General features: G+C 35.0%; 17 protein-coding genes, 1 tRNA gene and 3 pseudogenes. 11 read left to right on the top strand and 10 right to left on the bottom strand.

Annotation, left to right across the window (positions count from 1 at the left end):
• Position 1 precedes the first annotated feature (1 nt).
• The 3 genes from ACQH1X_RS00950 to ACQH1X_RS00940 all read right to left on the bottom strand — a co-directional run bounded on the left by ACQH1X_RS00950 (position 2) and on the right by ACQH1X_RS00940 (position 3606).
• Positions 2-349 (bottom strand): IS630 transposase-related protein, encoded by a 348-nt coding sequence (locus ACQH1X_RS00950; protein WP_425385784.1) that lies wholly within the window; start codon positions 347-349, stop codon positions 2-4.
• Positions 339-2324 (bottom strand): tRNA uridine-5-carboxymethylaminomethyl(34) synthesis enzyme MnmG, encoded by a 1986-nt coding sequence (gene mnmG, locus ACQH1X_RS00945; protein WP_425386297.1) that lies wholly within the window; start codon positions 2322-2324, stop codon positions 339-341. Before mnmG ends, ACQH1X_RS00950 begins: the two co-directional genes overlap by 11 nt.
• A 325-nt stretch (positions 2325-2649) precedes the next feature.
• Positions 2650-3606, bottom strand: coding sequence for an IS5 family transposase (locus ACQH1X_RS00940; RefSeq protein ID WP_425385760.1), 957 nt, complete (start codon positions 3604-3606; stop codon positions 2650-2652).
• A 322-nt stretch (positions 3607-3928) separates the two neighbouring features.
• Here ACQH1X_RS00940 and ACQH1X_RS00935 point away from each other — a divergent pair, with 322 nt between their 5' ends.
• The 3 genes from ACQH1X_RS00935 (at position 3929) to dnaN (ending at position 6593) form a co-directional block, all read left to right on the top strand.
• Positions 3929-4822 carry an RNA polymerase factor sigma-32 gene (locus tag ACQH1X_RS00935; protein WP_425386296.1) on the top strand — a complete coding sequence of 298 codons (894 nt, stop codon included), beginning with the start codon at positions 3929-3931 and terminating at the stop codon, positions 4820-4822.
• The gene (locus ACQH1X_RS00930) at positions 4815-5312 is read left to right on the top strand and encodes an invasion associated locus B family protein (protein ID WP_425386295.1); all 498 of its coding nucleotides are present in this window, start codon (positions 4815-4817) and stop codon (positions 5310-5312) included. Before ACQH1X_RS00935 ends, ACQH1X_RS00930 begins: the two co-directional genes overlap by 8 nt.
• Positions 5313-5435: 123 nt before the next feature.
• Positions 5436-6593: a DNA polymerase III subunit beta gene (gene dnaN / locus ACQH1X_RS00925; RefSeq protein WP_425386294.1), complete on the top strand. Its 1158-nt coding sequence runs from the start codon at positions 5436-5438 to the stop codon at positions 6591-6593.
• A gap of 87 nt (positions 6594-6680) precedes the next feature.
• On the opposite strand, the gene truA is transcribed toward dnaN, so the two are convergent.
• Positions 6681-7418, bottom strand: a complete 738-nt coding sequence (gene truA, locus ACQH1X_RS00920) for a tRNA pseudouridine(38-40) synthase TruA (protein ID WP_425386293.1) — start codon at positions 7416-7418, stop codon at positions 6681-6683.
• Positions 7419-7559: 141 nt separating this feature from the next.
• On the opposite strand from truA, the gene recA reads away from it, so the two are divergent.
• The 6 genes and pseudogenes from recA to plsY all read left to right on the top strand — a co-directional run bounded on the left by recA (position 7560) and on the right by plsY (position 14025).
• Positions 7560-8627: a recombinase RecA gene (gene recA, locus ACQH1X_RS00915; RefSeq protein ID WP_425386292.1), complete on the top strand. Its 1068-nt coding sequence runs from the start codon at positions 7560-7562 to the stop codon at positions 8625-8627.
• A gap of 182 nt (positions 8628-8809) precedes the next feature.
• On the top strand, positions 8810-9502 hold the full coding sequence (locus tag ACQH1X_RS00910; protein ID WP_425386631.1) for a phosphatidylserine decarboxylase: 693 nt from the start codon (positions 8810-8812) through the stop codon (positions 9500-9502).
• Positions 9499-10269, top strand: a complete 771-nt coding sequence (locus ACQH1X_RS00905; protein ID WP_425386291.1) for a CDP-alcohol phosphatidyltransferase family protein — start codon at positions 9499-9501, stop codon at positions 10267-10269. Before ACQH1X_RS00910 ends, ACQH1X_RS00905 begins: the two co-directional genes overlap by 4 nt.
• 22 nt (positions 10270-10291) lie before the next feature.
• Positions 10292-11635, top strand: a pseudogene (locus ACQH1X_RS00900) (alanine/glycine:cation symporter family protein).
• A 2-nt stretch (positions 11636-11637) separates the two neighbouring features.
• Entirely contained in the window at positions 11638-13104 is a 1467-nt protein-coding gene (locus ACQH1X_RS00895; RefSeq protein ID WP_425386290.1) for an alanine/glycine:cation symporter family protein, read from the top strand.
• 348 nt (positions 13105-13452) lie between these two features.
• Complete coding sequence (gene plsY, locus ACQH1X_RS00890; RefSeq protein ID WP_425386630.1) at positions 13453-14025, top strand: glycerol-3-phosphate 1-O-acyltransferase PlsY; 573 nt, start codon at positions 13453-13455, stop codon at positions 14023-14025.
• Here plsY and ACQH1X_RS00885 read toward each other — a convergent pair.
• The 3 genes from ACQH1X_RS00885 to ACQH1X_RS00875 all read right to left on the bottom strand — a co-directional run bounded on the left by ACQH1X_RS00885 (position 14020) and on the right by ACQH1X_RS00875 (position 16888).
• Positions 14020-15840: a hypothetical protein gene (locus tag ACQH1X_RS00885; RefSeq protein ID WP_425386289.1), complete on the bottom strand. Its 1821-nt coding sequence runs from the start codon at positions 15838-15840 to the stop codon at positions 14020-14022. The genes plsY and ACQH1X_RS00885 overlap by 6 nt on opposite strands.
• Before the next feature lie 52 nt (positions 15841-15892).
• Positions 15893-16804, bottom strand: coding sequence for a cation diffusion facilitator family transporter (locus tag ACQH1X_RS00880; RefSeq protein ID WP_425386288.1), 912 nt, complete (start codon positions 16802-16804; stop codon positions 15893-15895).
• An 11-nt stretch (positions 16805-16815) separates the two neighbouring features.
• A tRNA-Val gene (locus ACQH1X_RS00875) sits at positions 16816-16888 on the bottom strand.
• Positions 16889-17131: 243 nt separating this feature from the next.
• Between ACQH1X_RS00875 and ACQH1X_RS00870 the strand changes: the two are divergent.
• Positions 17132-18873, top strand: a pseudogene (locus ACQH1X_RS00870) (peptidase M2); the annotation flags it as partial.
• A 19-nt stretch (positions 18874-18892) separates the two neighbouring features.
• On the opposite strand, the pseudogene ACQH1X_RS00865 reads toward ACQH1X_RS00870, so the two are convergent.
• Positions 18893-18985 (bottom strand): annotated as a pseudogene (locus ACQH1X_RS00865) (IS5/IS1182 family transposase); the annotation flags it as partial.
• Positions 18986-19056: 71 nt separating this feature from the next.
• Between ACQH1X_RS00865 and ACQH1X_RS00860 the strand changes: the two are divergent.
• Positions 19057-20286: an IS256-like element ISWpi15 family transposase gene (locus ACQH1X_RS00860; RefSeq protein WP_425385843.1), complete on the top strand. Its 1230-nt coding sequence runs from the start codon at positions 19057-19059 to the stop codon at positions 20284-20286.
• 19 nt (positions 20287-20305) lie between these two features.
• Here ACQH1X_RS00860 and ACQH1X_RS00855 read toward each other — a convergent pair whose 3' ends face one another.
• Together ACQH1X_RS00855 and ACQH1X_RS00850 are read right to left on the bottom strand one after the other, a co-directional pair.
• Positions 20306-20989 carry an IS5 family transposase gene (locus ACQH1X_RS00855; RefSeq protein ID WP_425385939.1) on the bottom strand — a complete coding sequence of 228 codons (684 nt, stop codon included), beginning with the start codon at positions 20987-20989 and terminating at the stop codon, positions 20306-20308.
• Positions 20990-21015: 26 nt separating this feature from the next.
• Positions 21016-21813, bottom strand: a complete 798-nt coding sequence (locus ACQH1X_RS00850; protein WP_425386287.1) for a baseplate assembly protein — start codon at positions 21811-21813, stop codon at positions 21016-21018.
• Between the last annotated feature and the right edge of the window lies 1 nt (position 21814).

Raw genomic sequence — 21814 nt, 5'->3', positions numbered from 1 at the left:
CCTATCTTCTTGATTGCGCTCTTGATATAGTGTGACTTTTTTTTAAAGTAATTTTTAGCTGTTTTAGTCTATACCAAATTGAATTTATTCCAAATCCAAGATTTTGTTTCATCTCTGCCAGAGTATGATCTGGATTCTTTGTAACATATTCTTCGAGTATTTTTGGGTCTATTTTTCGAATAAAGCTGCCGTTTTTAGATGGCTTGAGGCTTTCACCAGCAGCTTTCTTTTTTAACCAGCGGTACAAAGTTGCTATTCCTATCTCCAGAAGCTCTGCCACCTCAACCTTCTTCTTCCCTTTTCCTATCATCGATATTGCCTTTTCTCTTAAATCCACACTATACGCCATTATAACCCAAATACCTTATTATACCTTTATCATTTACTTTGGGAAATACTATAGCAGCTACTTTCGTTTTCTTATTCCTAAGGTACACTAATATGCTAACTATTGCTGCTGGAGTGATGCCTTGTATTTGCTTTGCAATGCCAATTGTTGCTGGTTTTATCATCTGCAACTTTTCTATTACTTCACTTGACAAGCCTTTAACTTGTGAATAGTTGAAGTTGATTGGAATTTGAGTGTTAATTTCCTCTCGTAAAAACTTCATATCCGCTTCTTGCCTTATTAGATAAGGTTTGTATTTTGCTTCAATTTCAACCGCTTCGCATATTTCATTCTTAGTTGCATTATCCGCTTTGGTGTGTCCCATTTTGCCATTCCAGCGCGTGACGCTGCTTAACTCCGGCCATATTTCTTGTAATTTATTCCAGTCGATATTTGGGTAGCTAAGTAAATCTAGTGCCGTTTTTCTTATCCCATCATAAGATATTTTGATACCATAAGACCTAAGCTGCTCAGGAGTAATCGTCAGACTCCCTAACTTCTCTTCAAGCTGCTTAATGGATTCAAGTTTATTCTGTAAAACAGAGTATCTCTCATGCGAAACAAGGGAAATATCATAACCTTTTTGTGTTAATCTTCTATCTGCATTGTCTGACCTGATAGCTAGCCTATATTCTGCACGTGAGGTAAATAATCTATAAGGCTCGATCACCCCTTTGGTGACCAAATCGTCTATCATTACACCGATATATGAATCTGTGCGGTGAAGAATAAAGCTTTCTTTTTTGCCAGATGAGGAGAGTGCTGCATTAATTCCGGCGATAATTCCTTGTCCTGCTGCTTCTTCATATCCAGTAGTGCCATTAATTTGGCCAGCAAAATATAGACCTTTGACTTTCTTAGTTTCAAGAGTATGGCTTAGTTCTCGTGGATCAATATAATCGTATTCAACCGCATATCCAGATCTTAATATTTCTGCATTTTCAAGTCCCTTGATACTATTTATCATTTCACGCTGCACTTCAATAGGCAATGAATTTGAAATTCCATTTGGATATATAGTGTTATCGTCAAGCCCTTCTGGTTCTAAAAATATTTGGTGACTGCTTTTTTCTGCAAATTTTTTAACTTTAACTTCAATTGATGGACAGTATCTTGGTGCAACAATGTCATCTAAATATGAAGAAGCTGACCTATGAAGATTCTCTCTAATTATTTTATGCGTATCTTCATTAGTATGGGTAATAAAGCATGATACCTGAGGTTGGTTAATTTTTTCTGTGAGATAAGAAAACGGCACAGGTGGATTATCACCCACTTGCTCTTGCAATATTGACCAGTTTATAGTGCCACGATCAAGTCTTGGCGGAGTTCCGGTACGCAGTCTACCTAATTTGAAATTATATTTCTTCAACGTATTTGCAAGTTCTACGGCAGACTTATCTCCCATTCTCCCTGAAGGAGTTGTTTGCTCTCCTATATGAATCACACCTTGCAGGAAAGTCCCTGTAGTTAGAACGACTTTGCTTGTCAGTATATGTTCCCCTGAGCTTGTTATTACAGCTTTAATGCACAATTCTCCATTGCTATTACTTTCTATAAGAAAATTGTCAACTGACTCTTCTTTTACCGTCAATTTGTTATAATTTAGAATAATTTCCTGTATTGCCTGCTTATATAATTTTCGGTCTGCCTGTGCACGCGGGCCCCATACTGCTGCACCTCTGCTGCTATTTAAAATGACTGAGTGTATGCTTGCTTGATCGATTGCTCTTCCCATTATTCCATCAAGAGCGTCAACTTCCCTGACTACAACACCCTTTGCAACTCCTCCAATTGCTGGATTGCAGGACATTTCTCCTATAGTTGAAATTTTATGAGTTATAAGCAGCGTGTTTGTACCAAGGCGAGCTGCCGCAGCAGCAGCTTCGCACCCTGCATGACCACCACCTACTACTACTACGTCATATTTATGCATGCTTTTTTGAGTAATTCTACTCTACTAATATTCCGATTATCAACGGTTAATGTCAAATTTTATAGTGATACCTCTCCTGTTACTCCGTACTGCACATACAACTATACGCACATTCGTTTTTGCTAAGGTAATTCGCACGACAAATGATGTCATGCCAGCACGTGACGTACAGCTGTACAAACATTGCAGTTTGCAGGTAATTTGTGTGGCAGGTAGTCAGTGCCCCTATAATGTCATCTCAGTGTCCTCTTCTTGTCATTCCAGTGCTTGACACTGGAATGGCTTTGTTGCATAGCACCTTAAGCAGTGATGATTTACGACAAATTTATGTAATGATTTCAAATTTAGCCATACCAATATCAGTGAATTTGTTGAGCAAATAGCACTTAATTAGTAATTCTTTTTCACGATTTACTTCAGATTTATTCCTAAAGCTAAATCCAAATACTTGCTTCAACCTTGAGAAAAATCCTTCTATGTAAGATCTCTTTCCATAAATCGCTTCCTTTTTCCACTCTTTTACACCATCTTGTCCATATAATTTTATTAACCTAATAGCAGCATTTCTGTCAGACATATAATCTATTTTTGAATGTTCTGCTGCATCCTTTTTTGGTAGAACTTTTGTCTTTATATCGTATTTCTTACACAATTTATAAAGTTTGTGCCTATCGTATGCCCTATCTGCATATAATGCTTTTATTTTGTGCTGAAAATTAACTTCTTCAAGCAAATCGCAAGCTCCATAGTGGTCAGAGTAGACGCCATTACTGTATCTTGCAGCTATAGCTTTTTTACTATTCACACTTAACATAACATGTAACTTTCTTACTTGCTCGTAGCTTCGGTACTTTCTATCTGCACTGTTTTCCTTACTGTGGCCAGGAGTGTTACTGTAAATGCTGATACTTGTGCTATCTATGATAATTTCAATATTTTCCATGTTGCTTTTATCAACCCTGCAATCATTTATCTTAATATTAAGTTTTTTAAACCTTCTTGATGCTTGTGAATAGCTGATAACTGCCAAATTTTTTCCTATTTGTTGCAGATATCCTTTTATAAACCCCACCGTTTGTCTTAAACCAATTCTAAAAAGATTGACAATTATATGCACCAAAATTACGACTTTATCACTGTAAATATAGTTGCCGCCCTGCATTTTTGGACTATTTTCATACCAATTTTCGATAGCTTCATCGATGTAATGAAAAATATTTCCCCTTTTTTCAAGGAATTTGTTATATTCGTTTTGGTTACTGACTTTCATTTTCTGTGGCATATTTTTTCTTCAACAGTTAAATGGTTATTTATAATGAATTTTGTCAGTAGCTACCAGATTTTTTCGGTTGCTATGCAACAAAGCCATCCCAGTGTCAAGGCACTGGAATAACACTACTTGCTATGTGTTTAAGCTATAACGTTCACCGTTACACACTGGCAGGATGTCAATGTTATATAGTGTCACCCAGGTAGCTGATGCTGGGGCTTATCGTCTTTAAGATCCCAATTAGATGGAAAATTTGTACTTTTTTCAAATCAAAGCTTGAATTTTTGCTGGAAAATCAATATATTATATATATGAAGTTTTAATTTAAGTTGTTATGTTGACCCCAATGGCAAGCTTATGTGTTGATAGCAGAACCAATCTCATGCAATATATTGCTAGGGTGCGAAAATTTCCCATGCTGTCTCAAGAGGAAGAAGTACAACTAGCAAAAAATTGGAACCAATACAAGGATATTTCTTCTGCTCATAAATTGATTACCAGCCATTTAAATTTGGTAGTGAAAATTGCAATGAAATTCAAAAATTATGGATTATTGTTGATGGACCTGGTCATGGAAGGGAATATGGGTTTAATGCATGCAGTGAAAAAGTTTAATCCTGATTTAGGGTTTCGTTTTTCAACTTATGCAGTGTGGTGGATTGAAGCTTCAATAAAAGACTTTATATTGAAATCTTGGTCATTTGTGAAAATAGGCACAACGCAAGCACAAAGAAGATTATTTTTTAGTTTACGTAAAATAAAAAAAAGAATTTTACAGTATACAAACAGAGAAACTTTAAATAATGAAGAAATAAAAGCAATATCTAATGAGCTTTCTGTATCCGAAGGAGACGTTCTGCAGATGAATTACCGTATGGCTTGTAAGGATCAGTCGCTAAATGATTGCATAAAAATAGGTGACGACTCTAAAAGGGAGTTGCAAGATATGATCCCATGTAACTTGGTCAGTCAAGAAGTAACCTATCAGAATCATGAAGAGAAAGAATTAAAAGAAACAATTTTAAACAATGCACTAGCGAGCCTCAACGAAAGGGCAAGAGACATTTTTATCAGTAGATATTTGTCTGAAAACACTCAAACTCTAGATGAACTTAGTAAAAAGTATTGTGTTTCAAGAGAAAGAATAAGACAGTTAGCTGAGCAGGCGATGGTCAAGGTAAAACGATATATACAATCTGAAAGTTTGAAATTTGGTTTGCATGCGTAGTTTTTTTATATTTCTAATATTTTTTTCAATAGGCGCTTTTGCATCAGTTAGTGATGTACAATTGAAGGAAAAATATAAAGATTGGCTCGTGTATACTGCACTGGAAGATGGAGAGAAAGTATGTTATATTGTATCCTATCCTAAAAAAAAAAGCGAACATTATACAACCAACCGCAAGCCGTATGTAATGGTTAGTTATGTTGATAAAAAAGCAGATGAGGTAAGCGTTACCTCTGGTTTTCAGTATGATAAGGAGCCTGTGGCTCTCAATATCGACAAAAAAATAAAATATACACTGCCTATAATACAGGGAAGTTTTGCGTGGGCAGAGCATACAAAAATAGATCAAGATCTCATTCTAAAAATGAAGCAGGGATTATCAATGGTAGTGAATGGAAAAGCAAAAACAGTAACCATTGATGATACTTATTCCCTACTTGGGTTTCAAAAAGCGTATCAAAAAATGCATGATTTATGCCATACAAAGTAAACTATTGTAACAGAATACTCAGCTATAGTATAAACTAGACTACTCTTTCAATGGAAATATAAATAGCACTTTACTTTATATGGGATGCGGATATCATTTAAAATATATTTTTGAGAGTTAGTAATGTCAGAGGTTGCAGGTGTAGATACAGAAATCAAAAAGCAAAATTCTGTGTGCGAGCAGATGCGTTTTAGCGTGAGCCGTACAAGTCTTTTAAATACATTATCCAGAGTAAGTGGAGTGGTTGAAAGGCGTAATGCAATAGATGTTTTGGCATGTATAAATATCAAAGCACAACACGGCAGCATAAAACTAATGGCAACTGATCTTGACATTTCAATGTTTGCCTCACTTGCTGCGACCGTATTAACAGAAGGAGAAGTAAAAATTTCAGCGCATACTTTACATGACATAGTGAAGAAGTTACCCGCTGATTTGGATGTCAATTTTGAAGTAAACAACCAAGGAAAATTATTGATGTCTTGTGGAAATGCAAACTTTTCTTTACCGAATGTAGTTTCAAGCAGTTTTCCTGCTCTTGAAGAAGACAATTATAAACATGATTTTATTCTACTAAATACGGACTTGATAGACTTATTAACTAAAACAAAATTTGCTGTATCACTAGATGATACAAGGTATAATTTAAATGGAATATATCTACATACGGATGAGCAGTTTCTGTACTGCGTTGCAACTGATGGCCATCGTTTATCGTGTATCAAGAGGCCAAAGCCTGGGAACATCAATGGCGAATTTGGTGTGATCATTCCACGTAAAACTGTTATGGAGCTGTTAAAAATATTGGACGATTGTAACGAAATTAATGTAAAACTCTCAGACAGAAAAATCAAGTTTACATGCGGCGAATATATTCTAATATCAAAATTAATAGATGGGACTTTTCCAAATTATAAAGCAGTTATTCCAGTATCTCAAGATAAGCATATGATTATTGAAAGTAAAAAACTTTCAGATGTTATAGATCGAGTTTCCGTTGTTGTATCTGATAAAGTAAAATCCATTAAATTCTCACTACAAGAAAAGCTGCTAACTCTGCATTCAAACTCTCAAGAGTGCAGTGATGCAACTGAATCCATAGAAGCGGACTACAATAAAGCCCCTATAGAAATAGGGTTCAACTCGCGTTATTTGCTTGATGTTCTATCTTGCATAAAAAATAAATGTAAGTTTAGCTTAGCCGATGGTAATAGTGCTACAATTATCACTGATGAAGACGATTCAAGTGCATTATATGTAGTGATGCCAATGAGAACTTAAACTCGTCACCCGCTGCTTGTTAGCTGGATCTAGAGATACTGCGGCGGTATGACACTTATTTCACTAAGCATGTTACTTTTTATTAAATTAGTAATCTATCTTTACCAAATATAAGCCAAAAGGCGGCGCAGTAACTCCAGCTGCGTTTCTTTTGCATTGGTTTAATATATTTAGCATTTCTTGCGGATTGGTTCTATTTTTTCCAAATTCAACTAAAGTACCCACAATAATCCTTACTTGGTTATGTAAAAAGGAAATAGCAGATATTTTGATGTGTATATGGCTCCCGTTTTGTATTATATCGATATCATCAATTGTTCTTATCGGATTCGCAGCTTGACAATCTTTTGAATAGAAACTTGAAAGGTCATGTTTTCCAAGTAGATGTTTAGCAGCTTCACGCATAACATTTACATCAAGTGGGCTAAACACTTGCCATACATAACCAGTCTCTAGGGTGGCAGGAGCATAGCGATTAACTATTCTGTATTCGTAATGTCTTTTTTTTGCTGAAAACCGTGCGTGAAACGCATCATCTACAACTTCTACATTGAGCACGACTATAGGAATTGATTTTAAATGATAATTTATTGCGTTTCTTATTCTATAAAGCTCAAATTCCTTTTCCATATCAAAATGAGCAACTTGTCCTAAAGCATGAACCCCTGCATCAGTCCTGCCACCGCAGTACAAAGTAACTTTCTCACCACTAAAATTAAATATAGCATTTTCTATGGCTTCCTGGATTGAATTAGCAGAATGTTGCTGCTTCTGCCAGCCAGAGAAACTACTACCATTATATTCTATCGTTATTTTGTATCGCACTGCAGAGTCTATCTAACTTTCTATCTTAATATAATTTAGGTAACTAATTTTTCTACGATAACGTTCTTCGTTATTAAAAAACCCTTGGCAGGTTGTTCACATTCGATTATCATGGAAGTTATACAAGTTAATAAATGATCCATGGCAAACAACTCAGAAGAAAGAAATAATGATAAGCAAAAAGCATTAGATAACGCAATAAGCCAGATTGAAAAAGCATTTGGTAAAGGTGCAATAATGAAGTTGAAGCAAAACCCTGTAGAGAAAATAGACACAATATCCACAGGATCAATTGCGCTTGATTCGGCTCTAGGTATTGGAGGTTTGCCAAAAGGACGTATAATTGAAATATTTGGTCCCGAGAGTTCTGGTAAAACCACTCTTGCCTTGCACGTGATTGCTGAAGCACAAAAAAAAGGAGGATCATGCGCATTTATCGATGCAGAACATGCATTGGATGTCTTATATGCTCGTAAACTTGGGGTAAGCACTGATGATTTAGTGATTTCACAACCAGACACTGGAGAGCAGGCGTTGCATATTGTTGAGTATTTAGTGTGTTCTGGCGCGGTTGACGTGATAGTTATTGACTCTGTTGCAGCGTTAACTCCAAGAGCTGAAATTGAAGGTGATATGGGTGATCAACATATGGGGCTGCAAGCAAGGCTTCTAAGTCACGGGCTACGAAAGCTAACCTCTGCCGTTTCAAAAGCGAGCTGTATATTGATATTTATTAATCAAATTCGTATGAAAATAGGAGTAGTGTATGGAAATCCTGAAACTACCACGGGTGGAAATGCATTAAAATTCTATACTTCTGTAAGGCTTGACATAAGAAAAGTTGGTGTAATAAAAGACAAAGAAAATATTACAGGCAATGAAACAAGAGTTAAAGTTGTAAAAAATAAAGTTGCTCCTCCATTTAGAGAAGCGAAATTTGATATAATGTACAATGAAGGTATATCAAAACTCGGAGAAATAATAGATATGGGAGCAAAGCTTGGTGTGCTTGAAAAAGCAGGTGCTTACTATTCATATAACAACACACGTCTTGGACAAGGAAGAGAGAATGTAAAAACTTACCTAAAAACAAACAAAGAAGTCGCAAATGAAATAGAAACGAAAATCAGAGATTTACTCAGAAATCATGATAATTCTATCACAATAGACGAAGATAGCGAGCAGCTTTTAGAAGAATCGGTGTTCTAATCTAGACTATATAAATTTTTAGAATCAATACGCATTCTCTCTTGTCATTCCAGCGCGTGACGCTGGAATTGGTTATTTTTTTGCTCATCTTAGCTATAATAGTACAAATCCTCTTAAAAAAAGCTTTTCATGAGAAGTGATAGATGATAAGTTGTTAATAATAGGTTATTGTGAATAAGATTATGTGTTTTGGTTTACCTAATATAAATAGGGAAGGTTATTCATTTATAGTAGTTTCCTTTATAGTAACGTGTATAGCATTCTCTATATCTTGGGGGTTTGGTGTTACGTGCTTGTTTCCGACATTATTGTGTACTTATTTCTTTCGTGATCCAGCAAGAGTTGTGCCAAACAATAAGGATCTTATATTAAGTCCTGCTGATGGTGTGATTTCAAAAATTGAAGAAGTTAATTATCCTTTATCGGCAGAAAATGGAGAAGAGAAGAAGTTCACGCTTGTTAGCATATTTTTAAGTGTTTTGAACGTCCATGTGAATCGTATACCAATATCTGGTACGATAAAGGAAATGAGTTATAAAAAAGGCAAGTTTGTATCCGCAATGAGCAATAGGTCTAGTAATGAAAATGAAAAGCAGGTTATTGTGATTGAATACGAAAAGGGAAAAGAAATTATTGTGGAGCAAATAGCTGGATTAATTGCACGTCGTATCGTTTGTAATTTAGGAGTATCCCAGAATGTGAAAGCAGGTGAAAGGTTTGGAATTATAAGATTTGGCAGTAGAGTAAATATTTATGTTCCTGCTGATATAGAAGTAAGAGTTTCAGAAGGGCAAACTGTTATTGGTGGTGAAACAATTATAGCAAACTTAAATAAGGAAAACGTTCAAGAGAAGCTTACTTTTGACGTTATATGAATAACGATGGAAGTAACAGTAGATTCTTACCTATTACTAAATTATTCCCAAACTTTATAACTTTATTGGGTTTATGTTCTGGTCTCACTTCACTTAAATTTACATTTAATGAACAATGGGAATTCTCAGTAATTTTTATCATCATTGCAGCAATAATAGATGGAATGGATGGCAGAATAGCTAGAATTCTAAAATCAACTAGCGATTTTGGAGCCCAGCTTGATTCTTTTGCAGATTTTCTAAATTTTGGTGCAGCGCCTGCATTTCTTTTGTATTTTTGGAAGCTAAATGAAATCAAAGTCATAGGTTGGATTTTAGTAATGATATACGTAATCTGCATATCAATAAGACTTGCAAGATTCAATGTTTCGCTACACTCAGAACAATCATACTGGGAAAAATTTTTCTTTTCTGGTGTTCCAGCTCCAGTGTGTGCTTTACTTTCTTTGTTACCAATAATTATTACCTTTCAATCTCATGAGAGTGAATACTTACTTCTCATAGAGCGATTTTTTAACACAAGAAACGTAGCTTGTTACTTTCTGGCCATTTCATTTTTTTCGGTAAGTCACATTCCAACTTTCTCTGCAAAATATATTTATATTCCCAAAAGCCTATCCTATATATTTGTGTCATTTTTTGGAGTACTTATTGTATTTTTCATCAGTAAGCCCTGGATGACTCTACCAATTTTAGGTATAGTGTATACGCTTACTATTCCAATAAGCATTGGGTTTTATATATATTTTACATATAAAACTCGTTAGCTAACAAAAAATAGAAAACTGCATGATTTTGAAGATAAGTGAACTATTAAATTCATTTCTGTATATAAAGATATTCAACATTCCATTTATAATTATTTGGGTAATTGCAACTGGAATCTTTTGTACTGCCCAGTTCAAATTCATTAACTTTAGGTTACTTAAATATGGAATACAGACGCTATTCAATCTAAAGTGTAATAACAGTAACAATGGCATAATCACTCATATTCAAGCGTTTGCAACAGTAATTTCAGGAACAGTTGGTCTTGGAACAATATCAGGAGTTGCAATAGCTATCACAATAGGGGGCCCAAGTGCAGTTTTTTGGATGGTAATTACTGGAATACTTGGTATGTCGATAAAGTTTGCCGAGGTGGTGCTTGCATTCACTTATCGCTCTGAAAATACAACTGGTGGTGCTTTTTATTACATGGAATACGGGCTTGCAAAGATTGGATTTGCAAAAACTGGTAGATTTCTTGCCTTCACTTATGCGATTATGCTACTTATTGCAATGATTTTGGGCGGTATACCATTTCAAGCAAATCAAATAGCAGCACTATCAAATAACCTCCTAGAATACAACGCATCCATTATTATATCCCTGCTTGTCTTTATTGTAATATTGGGAGGAATAAAGCGCATTGCTTTCGTTTCAACGAGCTTAGCACCAATTATGATAGTGCTATATGTGGGTATGTGTATATATTTAATTTATGTAAACAGAAGTAATTTGCTGAATGCTCTATCCATAATATTCCAAGACATCTTCAATAAATCAGCTATAGGAGGCGGAGTATTGAGCGAATTAATAGCCGGAGTGAGAAGATCAGTGTTTGCTAACGAAGCAGGTACCGGAACAGCAGCTATAGCACATTCAGCTGTAAAAGAAGAAGATCCAATTAAAGTCGGGTGCGTTGCAATGATTACACCACTTATAGACACAATATTAATCTCATTTTTGACCGGTATCGTGATAATTATCACTGGTATGCACAGCACTGATAACGTGGGTGATATTACATTAATTAGCTCGGTATTTTCAACAGCTTTGCCCTTGTTCAGCAAGTTAGTTTTTCCGCTAATGATGTTTTCCTTTGCATTTTCCACAATAATAGCTTATTGTTACTACTGTGAAGTTGCTTTGCTGTAATTATTTGGCAATAAAAAAATACTGATACTGTTCCAAATTCTTATAGTGATTTCAGTGTATATTAGTTGTATGTCAAAAAATATAGAATTTATATCTTATCTAGGTGACAGTTTGTTTATGTACCTTATGATTCCAAATGCTGTTGCAATATATCTACTGAGAAGGGAAGTTTTGAATACAATAGATTCTTATTACAATTCTAAAGGGTATTAAACATGATTTATAGATTGCTTTGTATGGTGTTATTTTGCCTATCGTTTAATGATGTGTACGCTGCTTCAGGTTTTCACGAAAGTTATGATGCTGTGTTGAATGGAATAAATAATTTCATGAATGAAGTACTGTTTTTCAAGATCCTTTATGTGCCATTTATAATCCTTCTACTAGTTTTTGGTTATGTGTTTCTAACATTACGTTTTGGATTTCTCAACATAAGAATGTTTAAGCATGCGTTTGCTATTTTATGTGGAAAATATGACACGAATCACCATGATGGTCATATTACGCATTTTCAGGCATTTATGACTGCACTTTCAAGCACAGTAGGCCTTGGAACTGTTGCTGGAGTCGCAATTGCAGTTTCAATGGGTGGACCAGGAGCGGTGCCTTGGATGATGATCACAGGTTTTTTTGGTATGTCAGCAAAATTTGCTGAGGTAACGTTGGCGTTTAGACATAGAACAGAAGATCAGGACCAATTGTTTAGTGGTCCCTTTCAGTATATAAGGAATGGTCTGGAGGAATTTGGATTTAAAAAACTTGGTATTGTGCTGGCTGCCATGTATGCAGTATTCTTTGTATTATCAGGTCTTGGTGGAAGTGTAGCGTTTCAAACCAACCAAATGGTTTCAATATTATCTGGCTATTCAAGTTGGGTAGATGGTCACTCTTGGTTTCTTTCTTCCATAATCTCTGCGCTGCTTGCTCTAGTGATTATTGGCGGAATTAAAAGGATAGCTAGAGTATCTTCTGCACTAGTGCCTATTATGTCACTTATATATATCTTTAGTTGTATTATTATTATTGCATTTAATATTCATAACCTTGGTTATACGTTGAAAATATTATTTTCCACTATGATAGATTTCAATGCTGTTGGTGGAGGGATGGTAGGAGCATTTGTTGCTGGAATTCAAAGGGCAATCTTTGCCAGCGAAGCGGGTGTTGGTTCTGCTTCAATTACTCATGCAACAACTAAAGATGAAGAACCAGTAAGAACTGGGCTTGTTGCTATGATAGAACCATGCTTTGACACAATGTTAATTTGCTGTTTAACAGGAATAACAATAGTAATAACAGGTGCATACCAGACTAGTGTTGGTGAAGGGATATTAATTACTCAAAAGGCATTTGAGACAGTTTCTCCATGGTTTCCTATACTTTTAACCATAGCTGCACCTTTGTTTGCATTTTCTTCGGTAATTTCATTTGTATATTGTTGTGAAATGGGGTGGCTATATTTATTCGGTGCAAAAAGTATAGTGATATATCGCATAGCGGTAATAATTGTGGCGTTTTTCTCTGGCCTTTCTAAAGACATAATGGCTATTGCTAATATTGGCGGAACTTTATTCTCTTGTTTAGCTCTTATCAACATGACAGCACTTATACTGTTTAGTAATCAGATTAACGATGAAGTTCAGTGCTACCTAAAAAGGCTGAGGAATAATAAAATTAATTAAATTTTGGCATATGAAGGTACAATAACAGATGTCATTTCAGTGCCATCTTCTTGTCATTCCAGTAGCTGACACACAATTGTACGAACTTTATATTTTAAAGCAACATGTGCAACTAATGGTGTCATTCCAGTGCCATCTTCTTGTCATAGCAAAACTCCCTCTTGTCATCCCAAAACTCTTTCTTGTCATCCCAGTGCGTGACACTGGGATCTATTTTGTATATAGTTCCACCATAGTGTTATGTTTTAATGTAAAATTTTATATTTATCTACTAGGTTCGTTTGCGAACAAAGTTCGCTGGATCCCAGTGTCAGCTACTTGGATGACAAGAGAGAGGATGCTAGAATGATGGAGCGGTACGTAATCCTTATACTATCCTACGTACTCGGTTCAATACCGTTTAGCTTAATCATTACAAGAATAAAAGGGATAAACTTAAGAGAAGTAGGTTCAGGAAACATTGGTGCTACAAACGTTGCAAGGACGGGAAATAAATTTCTTGCTGCTTTGGCATTACTTCTGGATTCCTTGAAAGGATTCATTGCAGTTTATATAGCACAACAAATTTTTGATGATAATCTTTGTATATACATATCTGCAATTTTAGCAGTTTTAGGACACATGTTTCCTATTTGGCTAAAATTCAGTGGAGGAAAGGGCGTTGCAACCACTCTAGGGATACTGATAGCATTTAACATTGATATTACTTTAGTATTCGTAATAATTTGGATAATAGTCTTTCTTGCCTTTAGATACTCTTCCCTTGCTTCACTCAGTGCTACTTCAACAGCTGTAGCATGGTCCTTTTTTTTTCAGAGGAATTTGTTCTTAACATTACTAGTTATAGGAGCACTAGTTTTCCTAAAACACCACAGAAATATTGTGAACCTTCTGCAAGGTAAGGAAAATAAATTTTTATAAGTGTGCTGACTCTGTTGCTATATTACTAACAGATACTTCATGCGAGAAACGACTTGAGACTACTTCTTCTACTTTTTTTATCATTTCTTCCATGCTTTTTCCACTTTTCTTACATGCATCATCAAGTGCTAATTTTAGCTTACGTATATCATTCTCTTCTAGCATCTTATTCATTTCTTTTTTCGTTATCTCTAATTTTTTTAGTAAGATGTTCTCCATTATCTCTCTTTCATCATCTTTATACTGGCTACTTAGCCTGCTATACGCAATGCAACACTTCTTTTCTCGTGGCAAGGCTGACAGATTTTGCAATGTAGCATCTATTTGAGCTTCTATAGGGTTAACTTTCCTAGCCTTTTCAGCAGCTTCTGACCTAAATTTCTCAACTTCTCCTATTATTATTTTGTCAGCTATTCTCTTAGCTCCATCCAAAGATGAATCCTTGAGAGAAAAATCTGTCTCGAGTAGATCTCGATTTAATAGCTCTAAGAATACTTTTTTTCCGATGTTTTCGAGTAAACTTTCTTGGTCACCTAAACCATGCTCCTGCAGTTTATTTCTCATGTGCTGAACCAGCTCACAACATTGTAATTTATTTAACTTTATAGAGCTAATATTTTTCATTAACGTCAGCACAATTTGTTCACTATATTGAGAAGTAATACTCAATAATTTTCTCATTAAAGGAATACTTACTTCTGAAATAAAATCATCAACTATTTTTTGACTTTCATCGTCTTCATAACCATTTTGAACGTCATACCAAGCCTTAAAAATTTCTTTATTGTTTTTCTTGTTTTTTAACCTGTCTAACATGAACTTACGTGCTTCATTTTGTGCTCCTGGAAGTAATATTTGCCTAGGAGGAGTAAATCTAATTTCTGGATCAGGATGAATACCCTCTAGCGTGCTTAACATTCTATAGATAATACCGGTGAAGCAAGTGTTAGGAATTCGCTCTTTTCTAGAGAAAGTTTGGCTATCAAGCAAATTTGTAATTAACGCGTCTTTTTTATTTTTTACAGCTTCTCTGTCTCCATCATTGCAGGCTTTCAGAACTAAAAGTAAAATCCGTCCACCTGTAAAGCGGGAGCTATACTTTTGATCATCTTTGCAAAAGTCATTTAAAAATGTAATTACTCTTCCTTTATCCTCATCACTAAATTGACGATAATTAAGTTCATTTAAATCATTTATATATTCAATAAATTGCTTAAATTCTCTATCATTAATAACGTCTTCGGATACTTTTTCACCATACTTATCTTTTAATTTATCAATATTTTTAATGATATCATCATTTAATTGATGGGGCAGTAAATGTTCAAGCTTCACATCAAAACTATTAACCATACCACGTAAATTCTCTTTTATACCTTCCAAAAAGAAATTTATAGAAGCTTTAAGCAGCGTAAATGGGTTAAAATCTTTTGGCCTTAGTTCACTCTGCAATAAAATTAATAGCATTGTAAGTGGTATAGTTCCCAGTAACGAAATAAGCAAGAAAGTGGTAGTGAAAGTTAGATATGTTATGAAAGCAGAAAACAAGAGGAAGGCTGCTACCTTGATTGTATTGTTCTTAAAAAATATTTCCCAATATTCCCTTTTGCTCATTTTTTGCTGTTTTGCCGTTTTTATTTCTTTGTAGATATAAAGAGTTTTAATTTCAGACCTGAAGAATATAGTACCAAGAGAAAAAAGAACATTAACGGGATTAGTGATAATGCTTAAAGAAACAAAAGTTGCAAAATAACTAACAAACTTTAGCTTGCTAGATTCCTTTGAAGGAAATTGTATTTGAGAAATGCCTATCATAGCCTACCTTTAACATCATTGCACTCTAGTAATAGCATAATAATTTAAAACGTCAATGTTTAAGTATCTTATTATCCGCACACTCATCGTATTCGATCTCGACTGTAGAGTGTGCTATCTCGAACTTATCTAGCAATATTTTTTTTATTTCATATAAAACATTGGTGTGCTGCACATTTTGCTTTATTTTAGCATGCATGGTAATTATAAAATAATTATCAGACAGCGACCATGCATGTATGTGGTGCACATCTATCACTTCAGGTAGCTTAGATACAATTTTACTTTTTATTTCTTCAGTTGATATGCCTTCAGGTGTACCTTCAAGAAGTATATGGCAAGAATTCTTTAGAATTTTGTAGCCACTATTTAAAATTATTACACTAACAAGTACTGACAGAATTGGATCCACCACTTGCCACCCGGTAAGCATGATAATTATGGATGCAAGTATAGCAGCTACAGAACCTAAGATATCTCCTATAACATGTAGTACAGCACTTTTTATGTTTATATTGCTTTCGCATTTACTATGTAATATAAAAAAGACTATGATATTAGAGATCAGGCCAAGTGTAGCAATTATTAACATTACTTTCCACTCAACATTGACTGGAAAAATAAACCTTTTTATTGACTCAATTATAATGATTACTGCAATGAGGAATAGAGTTAAACCATTAACAAATGCTGCAATTATCTGCAACCGATGATACCCGTATGATCTCTGCAAATCGGATTTCTTAGCTGAAAACCTATGTGCTAACCAGCTTAAAACCAAGGCAAAAAGGTCAGTGAGCATATGCCCTGCATCTGATAATAGAGCAAGCGAATGTGAAATTATTCCACCTACTATTTCCATAAACATTGTTATCGCAACTATTATTATGGAATAGATTAAGCGCTTGGACTGCGCTGCTGAGTGTTTACCGTTATGCACTGCTGTCATATAAAATCTTTTCATAAACAAAAACGTGGGTAACACTGGGTTCGAACCAGCGACCGCTTGCACGTCAAGCAAGTGCTCTACCAACTGAGCTAATTACCCATCGTGGTTTTAGTATAGTGCTTTGGTGGAATGAAAGTCAATTTGCTTTTAAATTCTTACCCTATTCAATGTGATATTAGAATCTAGATTTTTTTGTAGTCAAGCTATATCTTATATTGTTCATATTAAATTAATTACTTATATTTTTTCACTAAGATATAGATTATACCAATATGAAAATTCACACTTTTTTAGTAGAGATCACCTTATATTTGAAGAGTTAATAAATTAGAGGTTAGAATTATGACAATCAATCAACAAATAAATAAAAATATAACTAAAGAAGAATACTTTAACAATAACGGCAAAGGGTTTAATTCGCCACATGTTGTAGAAGTTGAAGACTTAAATATTAAAGTAGAAGTTTATTCTCATAATTTAAGAGCAAGTAAAATTGCAACAATTGAAAGTGAGATAAGAGAAACAGCTACTAGTTTTAAAGATACATTCAAGTTAGAACACAGCAACTCAGAACAAACATTTAAAATTTATATGTTTGATGACAAGGATGATTACACTCACCTTGGCGGAAGCGAGCATTTCGGTTCTTACCTTGGAGATGAGGGTGGTAAATGTTACTACAAAGGGGAAGCTGATGTTTTTGCTGAAATGTATGTCTATCAGCAAGGTGGCGTTCATAATCTTCAGCATGAATTTGCACATGGTTTAACTTACTTGGCTACAGGAGGTAAGCACCTACCTACAGTATTAATGGAAGGAATTGCAGATTACTTTGAGCACCATTCAGATCATAAATTCAATTCTCAAGGATCAAGTATCGACAAAACTGAAGCTGCAAATTTGGATTTAGATAAAATTTTAAGTTTAGAATATTCAAAGGACAGCGAAGCAAATAGCCTGGTTTATAAAACAGGTCATGCGTTGATAATGTACTTACAGGAAAAAGATCCTAGTTTATTAAGAGACTACCTAGATGCTTTACGTCAAGGTAACTCAGATGAGTCAAAAAGTTTCTTGAAAGACATAAAAGGACACGATACTGACTTCAAAAGTTGGCTTACTGAGAATGATACAGAAACTGCAATGGAACACCTTAACGCTTTGCAAGTTACAAAAGGAGATTTTATAGCAACTGGTCAAGAAATAGCGGGTGGAGAAATTAAAAACATATCCTACTATAAAGCAAATATAGAAAAAATGGATGGAGAAAACGTTGGAAGTTTTTCTCCTGTAGAACACGTTGCATTTTATGATGTTGCTCGTGCTATAAATAGGGCAACAAATGATACACTTGATATATCAAAGGAATATCATTTCCTCAAGGTAGTAAAAACTTCCGATGGACAGGATAAACTAACTTACTCTGACCAACAAGGTAATGAATATCAAAACAGTCAAGAGTATAAAAATCAGGCTTTAAGGGTATTATCAAAATATGATACAGAAATTAAGAATCAGGTAGATGAATTTGGTGATTTGAATAAAGAACGTGGTGAAATGTATCAAAAATATCATAAAGGAGAGATTACTATTGAAGAGTTACGTAATGAGGAAAATACAAAATACGGACCAGCATTTTTAAAGTTTGATCAACTAAAAAACAAAGCCGTTGATGAAATTGAAAATAATTCCCAAGCAGCAAAAATATTAGATGGGCTGGTCAATATCGATTCACACTTGATAAGAGGTATAAATCATATTGATCTACAAGAAGGTAAGATTTTTTCTATGCAAGCTCATGGTCAAGGAAATATGGGTGCACTGTCTATATATGACGGAAATACAAAGCTTGGAGAGTTATTGAGCGAATCAGGATTTTTTAAGCAAGTTGAGGTCAAACTAAAGAAACTTTTGTTTTTGAGGATATATTGCACAACTTAAATACTCAATATGATGGTGGTGCTTATATGGCGGTCACAAAAGAAAATGGTCAGTATAAAGCTTCTTTAATAGACGGCAGAACAGTTGAACGCGATGAATACTTTGATGAAGCACATTTACATGAAAACGAATTGTTGCATCCTAGGCTCTGTGGACAAAATTTTAGAGAAGCCATACAAGAGCCCCGACAAAATTTAGAAAACCCATAAAAACCTCAGCCGTTTTATCGAATCTGGAAAAAATACGCCTAAAGTGGGAGTGTTAAATAAACTGTGTCAAACCGAAAAAAAAGTAATAAATTGATATAAAAAAATGGAGGTTTGACAATGAGTCAGAAAGTAGTAAACAGAACTACCGGTTTGGTAGATTATAAAGAATTAGAAACAAATATCCTGTCGTCTATACGAGAAGGAAGACCGTTGACAGGAAGAGATGGAGCATTAACACCGTTTATAAAAAAGTTGCTGGAGGTAAGCCTGGAAGGTGAAATAGAAAACCACTTGTCGGCTAAAAGCGAAGAGAATAATCGAAGAAATGGGAGAAATGCAAAAACTTTACGTACAAGTGCAGAGCTATTAACACCAAGAGATAGAGAAGGAAGTTTCGAACCACAAATAGTCAAAAAAAGGCAAACAAACTTACATCCAGAGCTTGAAACGAAGATTTTGAGCACATTTGCCAGTGGTATGGGCTATAGAGATATAGTGTCACATGTTGAGGAAATTTATGATCACAAAATATCGGCGGCAGAGATATCAAGTATTACTGACAAATTGCTACCAGTAATCAACGAATGGCGTAGTCGCCCGCTGCAGTCTGTATATCCGATAGTTTTCATGGATGGCATGTTTTTTAAAGTCAAAGAGGACGGGCATTGCGTAAGTAAATGCATGTATAACATATTAGGCATAGATCAAAATGGCAAAAAAGAAGTATTAGGTTTTTATTTGGCTGAAAGTGAAGGAGCTAACTTCTGGTTGGGAGTGTTAAATGACCTCAAAGAAAGAGGAGTAGAAGATATCCTTATTGCCTGCGTTGATGGGCTAAAAAGCTTTCCTGCAGCTATAAACAGTGTCTTTCCTAATGCGGAAGTGCAGATGTGTATAGTGCATCAGATACGCAACTCACTGAAGTATGTGGCCAGTAAAGATGCGAAGAGTTTTTTGAGCGATTTAAAGAAGGTATATCAAGCTTCAAGCAAGGAAATTGCCGAGAATTATCTGTTGGAATTGGATGAAAAATGGGGCACAAAGTACCCTATGGTTATAAAATCTTGGCAGAATAATTGGGAAAACTTGTCTGGTTATTTTAAGTATTCTGGTCCAGTTAGGAGGATAATCTACACCACCAATCCCATAGAGGGGCTACATAGGCAAATTAGGAAATTCACTAAGACCAAAGGCTCATTTACCAGCATAAATGCCTTGTATAAGCAGGTATATTGTGCTATAAAGAAGGCAGAGGAAAAGTGGACGATGCCTGTACATGATTGGGCATTAACTATCTCTCAACTTGATGTTTTCTTTCCTGGCAGATTGAAAATTGAGTCGAACTAAAAATGCGGTTTGACACAGTTTATTTAACACTCCCCCTAAAGTTCTTAATTTTACCGAAAAAACACTCAATTAAATGACGCTCTTTATAAATGTGTTTATCGTAACCCCTCTGCACTTTTCGATTACGCTTCGGAGGAATAACTGCTGTACATCCCTTGCTTTCAAGACTCGTAACAAAAGCATTGCTGTCATAGCCTTTATCAGCCACTACAGTGGTATTATAGACACTTTCAGTTAATGTTGCTGCTTGTGTAATCTCATTTCTTTGACCAGGGGTCAGAGTAAATTTAAGTGGATTTCCAAGTGCATCGACAAGCGCATGTATTTTAGTTGTAAAGCCACCTTTGCTCCTCCCTAAAGCTTCTTGATCCTTGGAGTTTTTTGTATATCCAGATGAACATGGATGGGCTCGGATGATCGTACCGTCGATTATAGCAACTTCTAAATCAGGCTCTTGTTTAGTATATTCAAGCAATTTTTCCCAGACATCTCTTTCACACCATCTTTTAAATCGCTTATGTATACTCCTGTAATTACCATAAGTTTTTGGTAAAAGTCTCCATTGGCAACCACTTCGGACTATGTACCACACTGCCTCTATGAATATTCTTAAACGTTTTTCATCTTTGCTATGCATTCCTTTTACGCTTTTTATGAACTCTAAAATTTGTTTCCAATTTTCCTCTTTGATGTAATATTGCATATGGTAGTTTCTCCATTTTTTACCTATTAAGCTAAACTACCATCTTTTTCTCTCTTTTCATATTTTTTGTCCACAGAGCCTAGCACCACAACATCCTCTTTTGGCTCTATTAATTCTACGTTTTCTACACCATCTACAAACAAATTCGCTATTATCCATGATCTTGTTACGTTCCATCCCAACCTTTTGCTTGCTTCAAACTTCTTAATAAATTGCTTCTTGATTTCCTCCTTTGATATTACAGGACTTATGCTCATTCTGCTGTGAATATCTATTTCCGTAATATTGCAACTAATTACTGTTACTGTATCTGTTAAAACCCTTATATCATCTCTAGTAACCTGCTTTTTTACAATTTCTAGTAGCTCTTCTGACGCTGTGGATAACTCTGTGGATAAAATTGAGATTTCTACACTTCCTGGCACTTTTGACTCAACCAGCGCATCCTTTACTCTTCTATCTGCTGACAGTGCATGATACCTATAATACTCCTTGCTCCCACATGTGCTCCAACCCATTATCTTTGCTTTAATTCTTTTTCTAAATCGTTCATCCTCTTCTTCTTTTTGCCTCTCCACTCCATAAAACTCAGCTAAATTATCAAGATCTTCTCCCGTTGCAAATTTTAGTAAATTACTCTTTACTGCTTCATTTATTCTTTGTCTTAGTAACAATTCCCTCCATGCTGCTACTTCTAATACCTTCATCGCTGGGTCACTTTCTACTAATGCTGTAAAACTTTCATCTCTACGCACTAACTCTTCCTTCATTCTGGAAAATATTTCCTCATAGCTTAGTTTTTCAATAATATTAGATGTCTGCATT

The sequence above is a fragment of the Wolbachia endosymbiont (group A) of Barypeithes pellucidus genome, assembly GCF_964030885.1.
GTDB lineage: Bacteria > Pseudomonadota > Alphaproteobacteria > Rickettsiales > Anaplasmataceae > Wolbachia.
Note: the sequence above shows the minus strand (reverse complement) of the source record. Positions and strands in the feature narration are given on the sequence as shown.

Bases quoted from the DNA above. Each gene is read 5' to 3' on its own strand.
- ACQH1X_RS00950 (WP_425385784.1), bottom strand. From the start codon at position 349: ATGGCGTATAGTGTGGATTTAAGAGAAAAGGCAATATCGATGATAGGA.
- mnmG (WP_425386297.1), bottom strand. From the start codon at position 2,324: ATGCATAAATATGACGTAGTAGTAGTAGGTGGTGGTCATGCAGGGTGC.
- ACQH1X_RS00940 (WP_425385760.1), bottom strand. From the start codon at position 3,606: ATGCCACAGAAAATGAAAGTCAGTAACCAAAACGAATATAACAAATTC.
- ACQH1X_RS00935 (WP_425386296.1), top strand. From the start codon at position 3,929: ATGTTGACCCCAATGGCAAGCTTATGTGTTGATAGCAGAACCAATCTC.
- ACQH1X_RS00930 (WP_425386295.1), top strand. From the start codon at position 4,815: ATGCGTAGTTTTTTTATATTTCTAATATTTTTTTCAATAGGCGCTTTT.
- dnaN (WP_425386294.1), top strand. From the start codon at position 5,436: ATGTCAGAGGTTGCAGGTGTAGATACAGAAATCAAAAAGCAAAATTCT.
- recA (WP_425386292.1), top strand. From the start codon at position 7,560: ATGGCAAACAACTCAGAAGAAAGAAATAATGATAAGCAAAAAGCATTA.
- ACQH1X_RS00910 (WP_425386631.1), top strand. From the start codon at position 8,810: ATGTGTTTTGGTTTACCTAATATAAATAGGGAAGGTTATTCATTTATA.
- ACQH1X_RS00905 (WP_425386291.1), top strand. From the start codon at position 9,499: ATGAATAACGATGGAAGTAACAGTAGATTCTTACCTATTACTAAATTA.
- ACQH1X_RS00895 (WP_425386290.1), top strand. From the start codon at position 11,638: ATGATTTATAGATTGCTTTGTATGGTGTTATTTTGCCTATCGTTTAAT.
- plsY (WP_425386630.1), top strand. From the start codon at position 13,453: ATGGAGCGGTACGTAATCCTTATACTATCCTACGTACTCGGTTCAATA.
- ACQH1X_RS00885 (WP_425386289.1), bottom strand. From the start codon at position 15,840: ATGATAGGCATTTCTCAAATACAATTTCCTTCAAAGGAATCTAGCAAG.
- ACQH1X_RS00880 (WP_425386288.1), bottom strand. From the start codon at position 16,804: ATGAAAAGATTTTATATGACAGCAGTGCATAACGGTAAACACTCAGCA.
- ACQH1X_RS00860 (WP_425385843.1), top strand. From the start codon at position 19,057: ATGAGTCAGAAAGTAGTAAACAGAACTACCGGTTTGGTAGATTATAAA.
- ACQH1X_RS00855 (WP_425385939.1), bottom strand. From the start codon at position 20,989: ATGCAATATTACATCAAAGAGGAAAATTGGAAACAAATTTTAGAGTTC.
- ACQH1X_RS00850 (WP_425386287.1), bottom strand. From the start codon at position 21,813: ATGCAGACATCTAATATTATTGAAAAACTAAGCTATGAGGAAATATTT.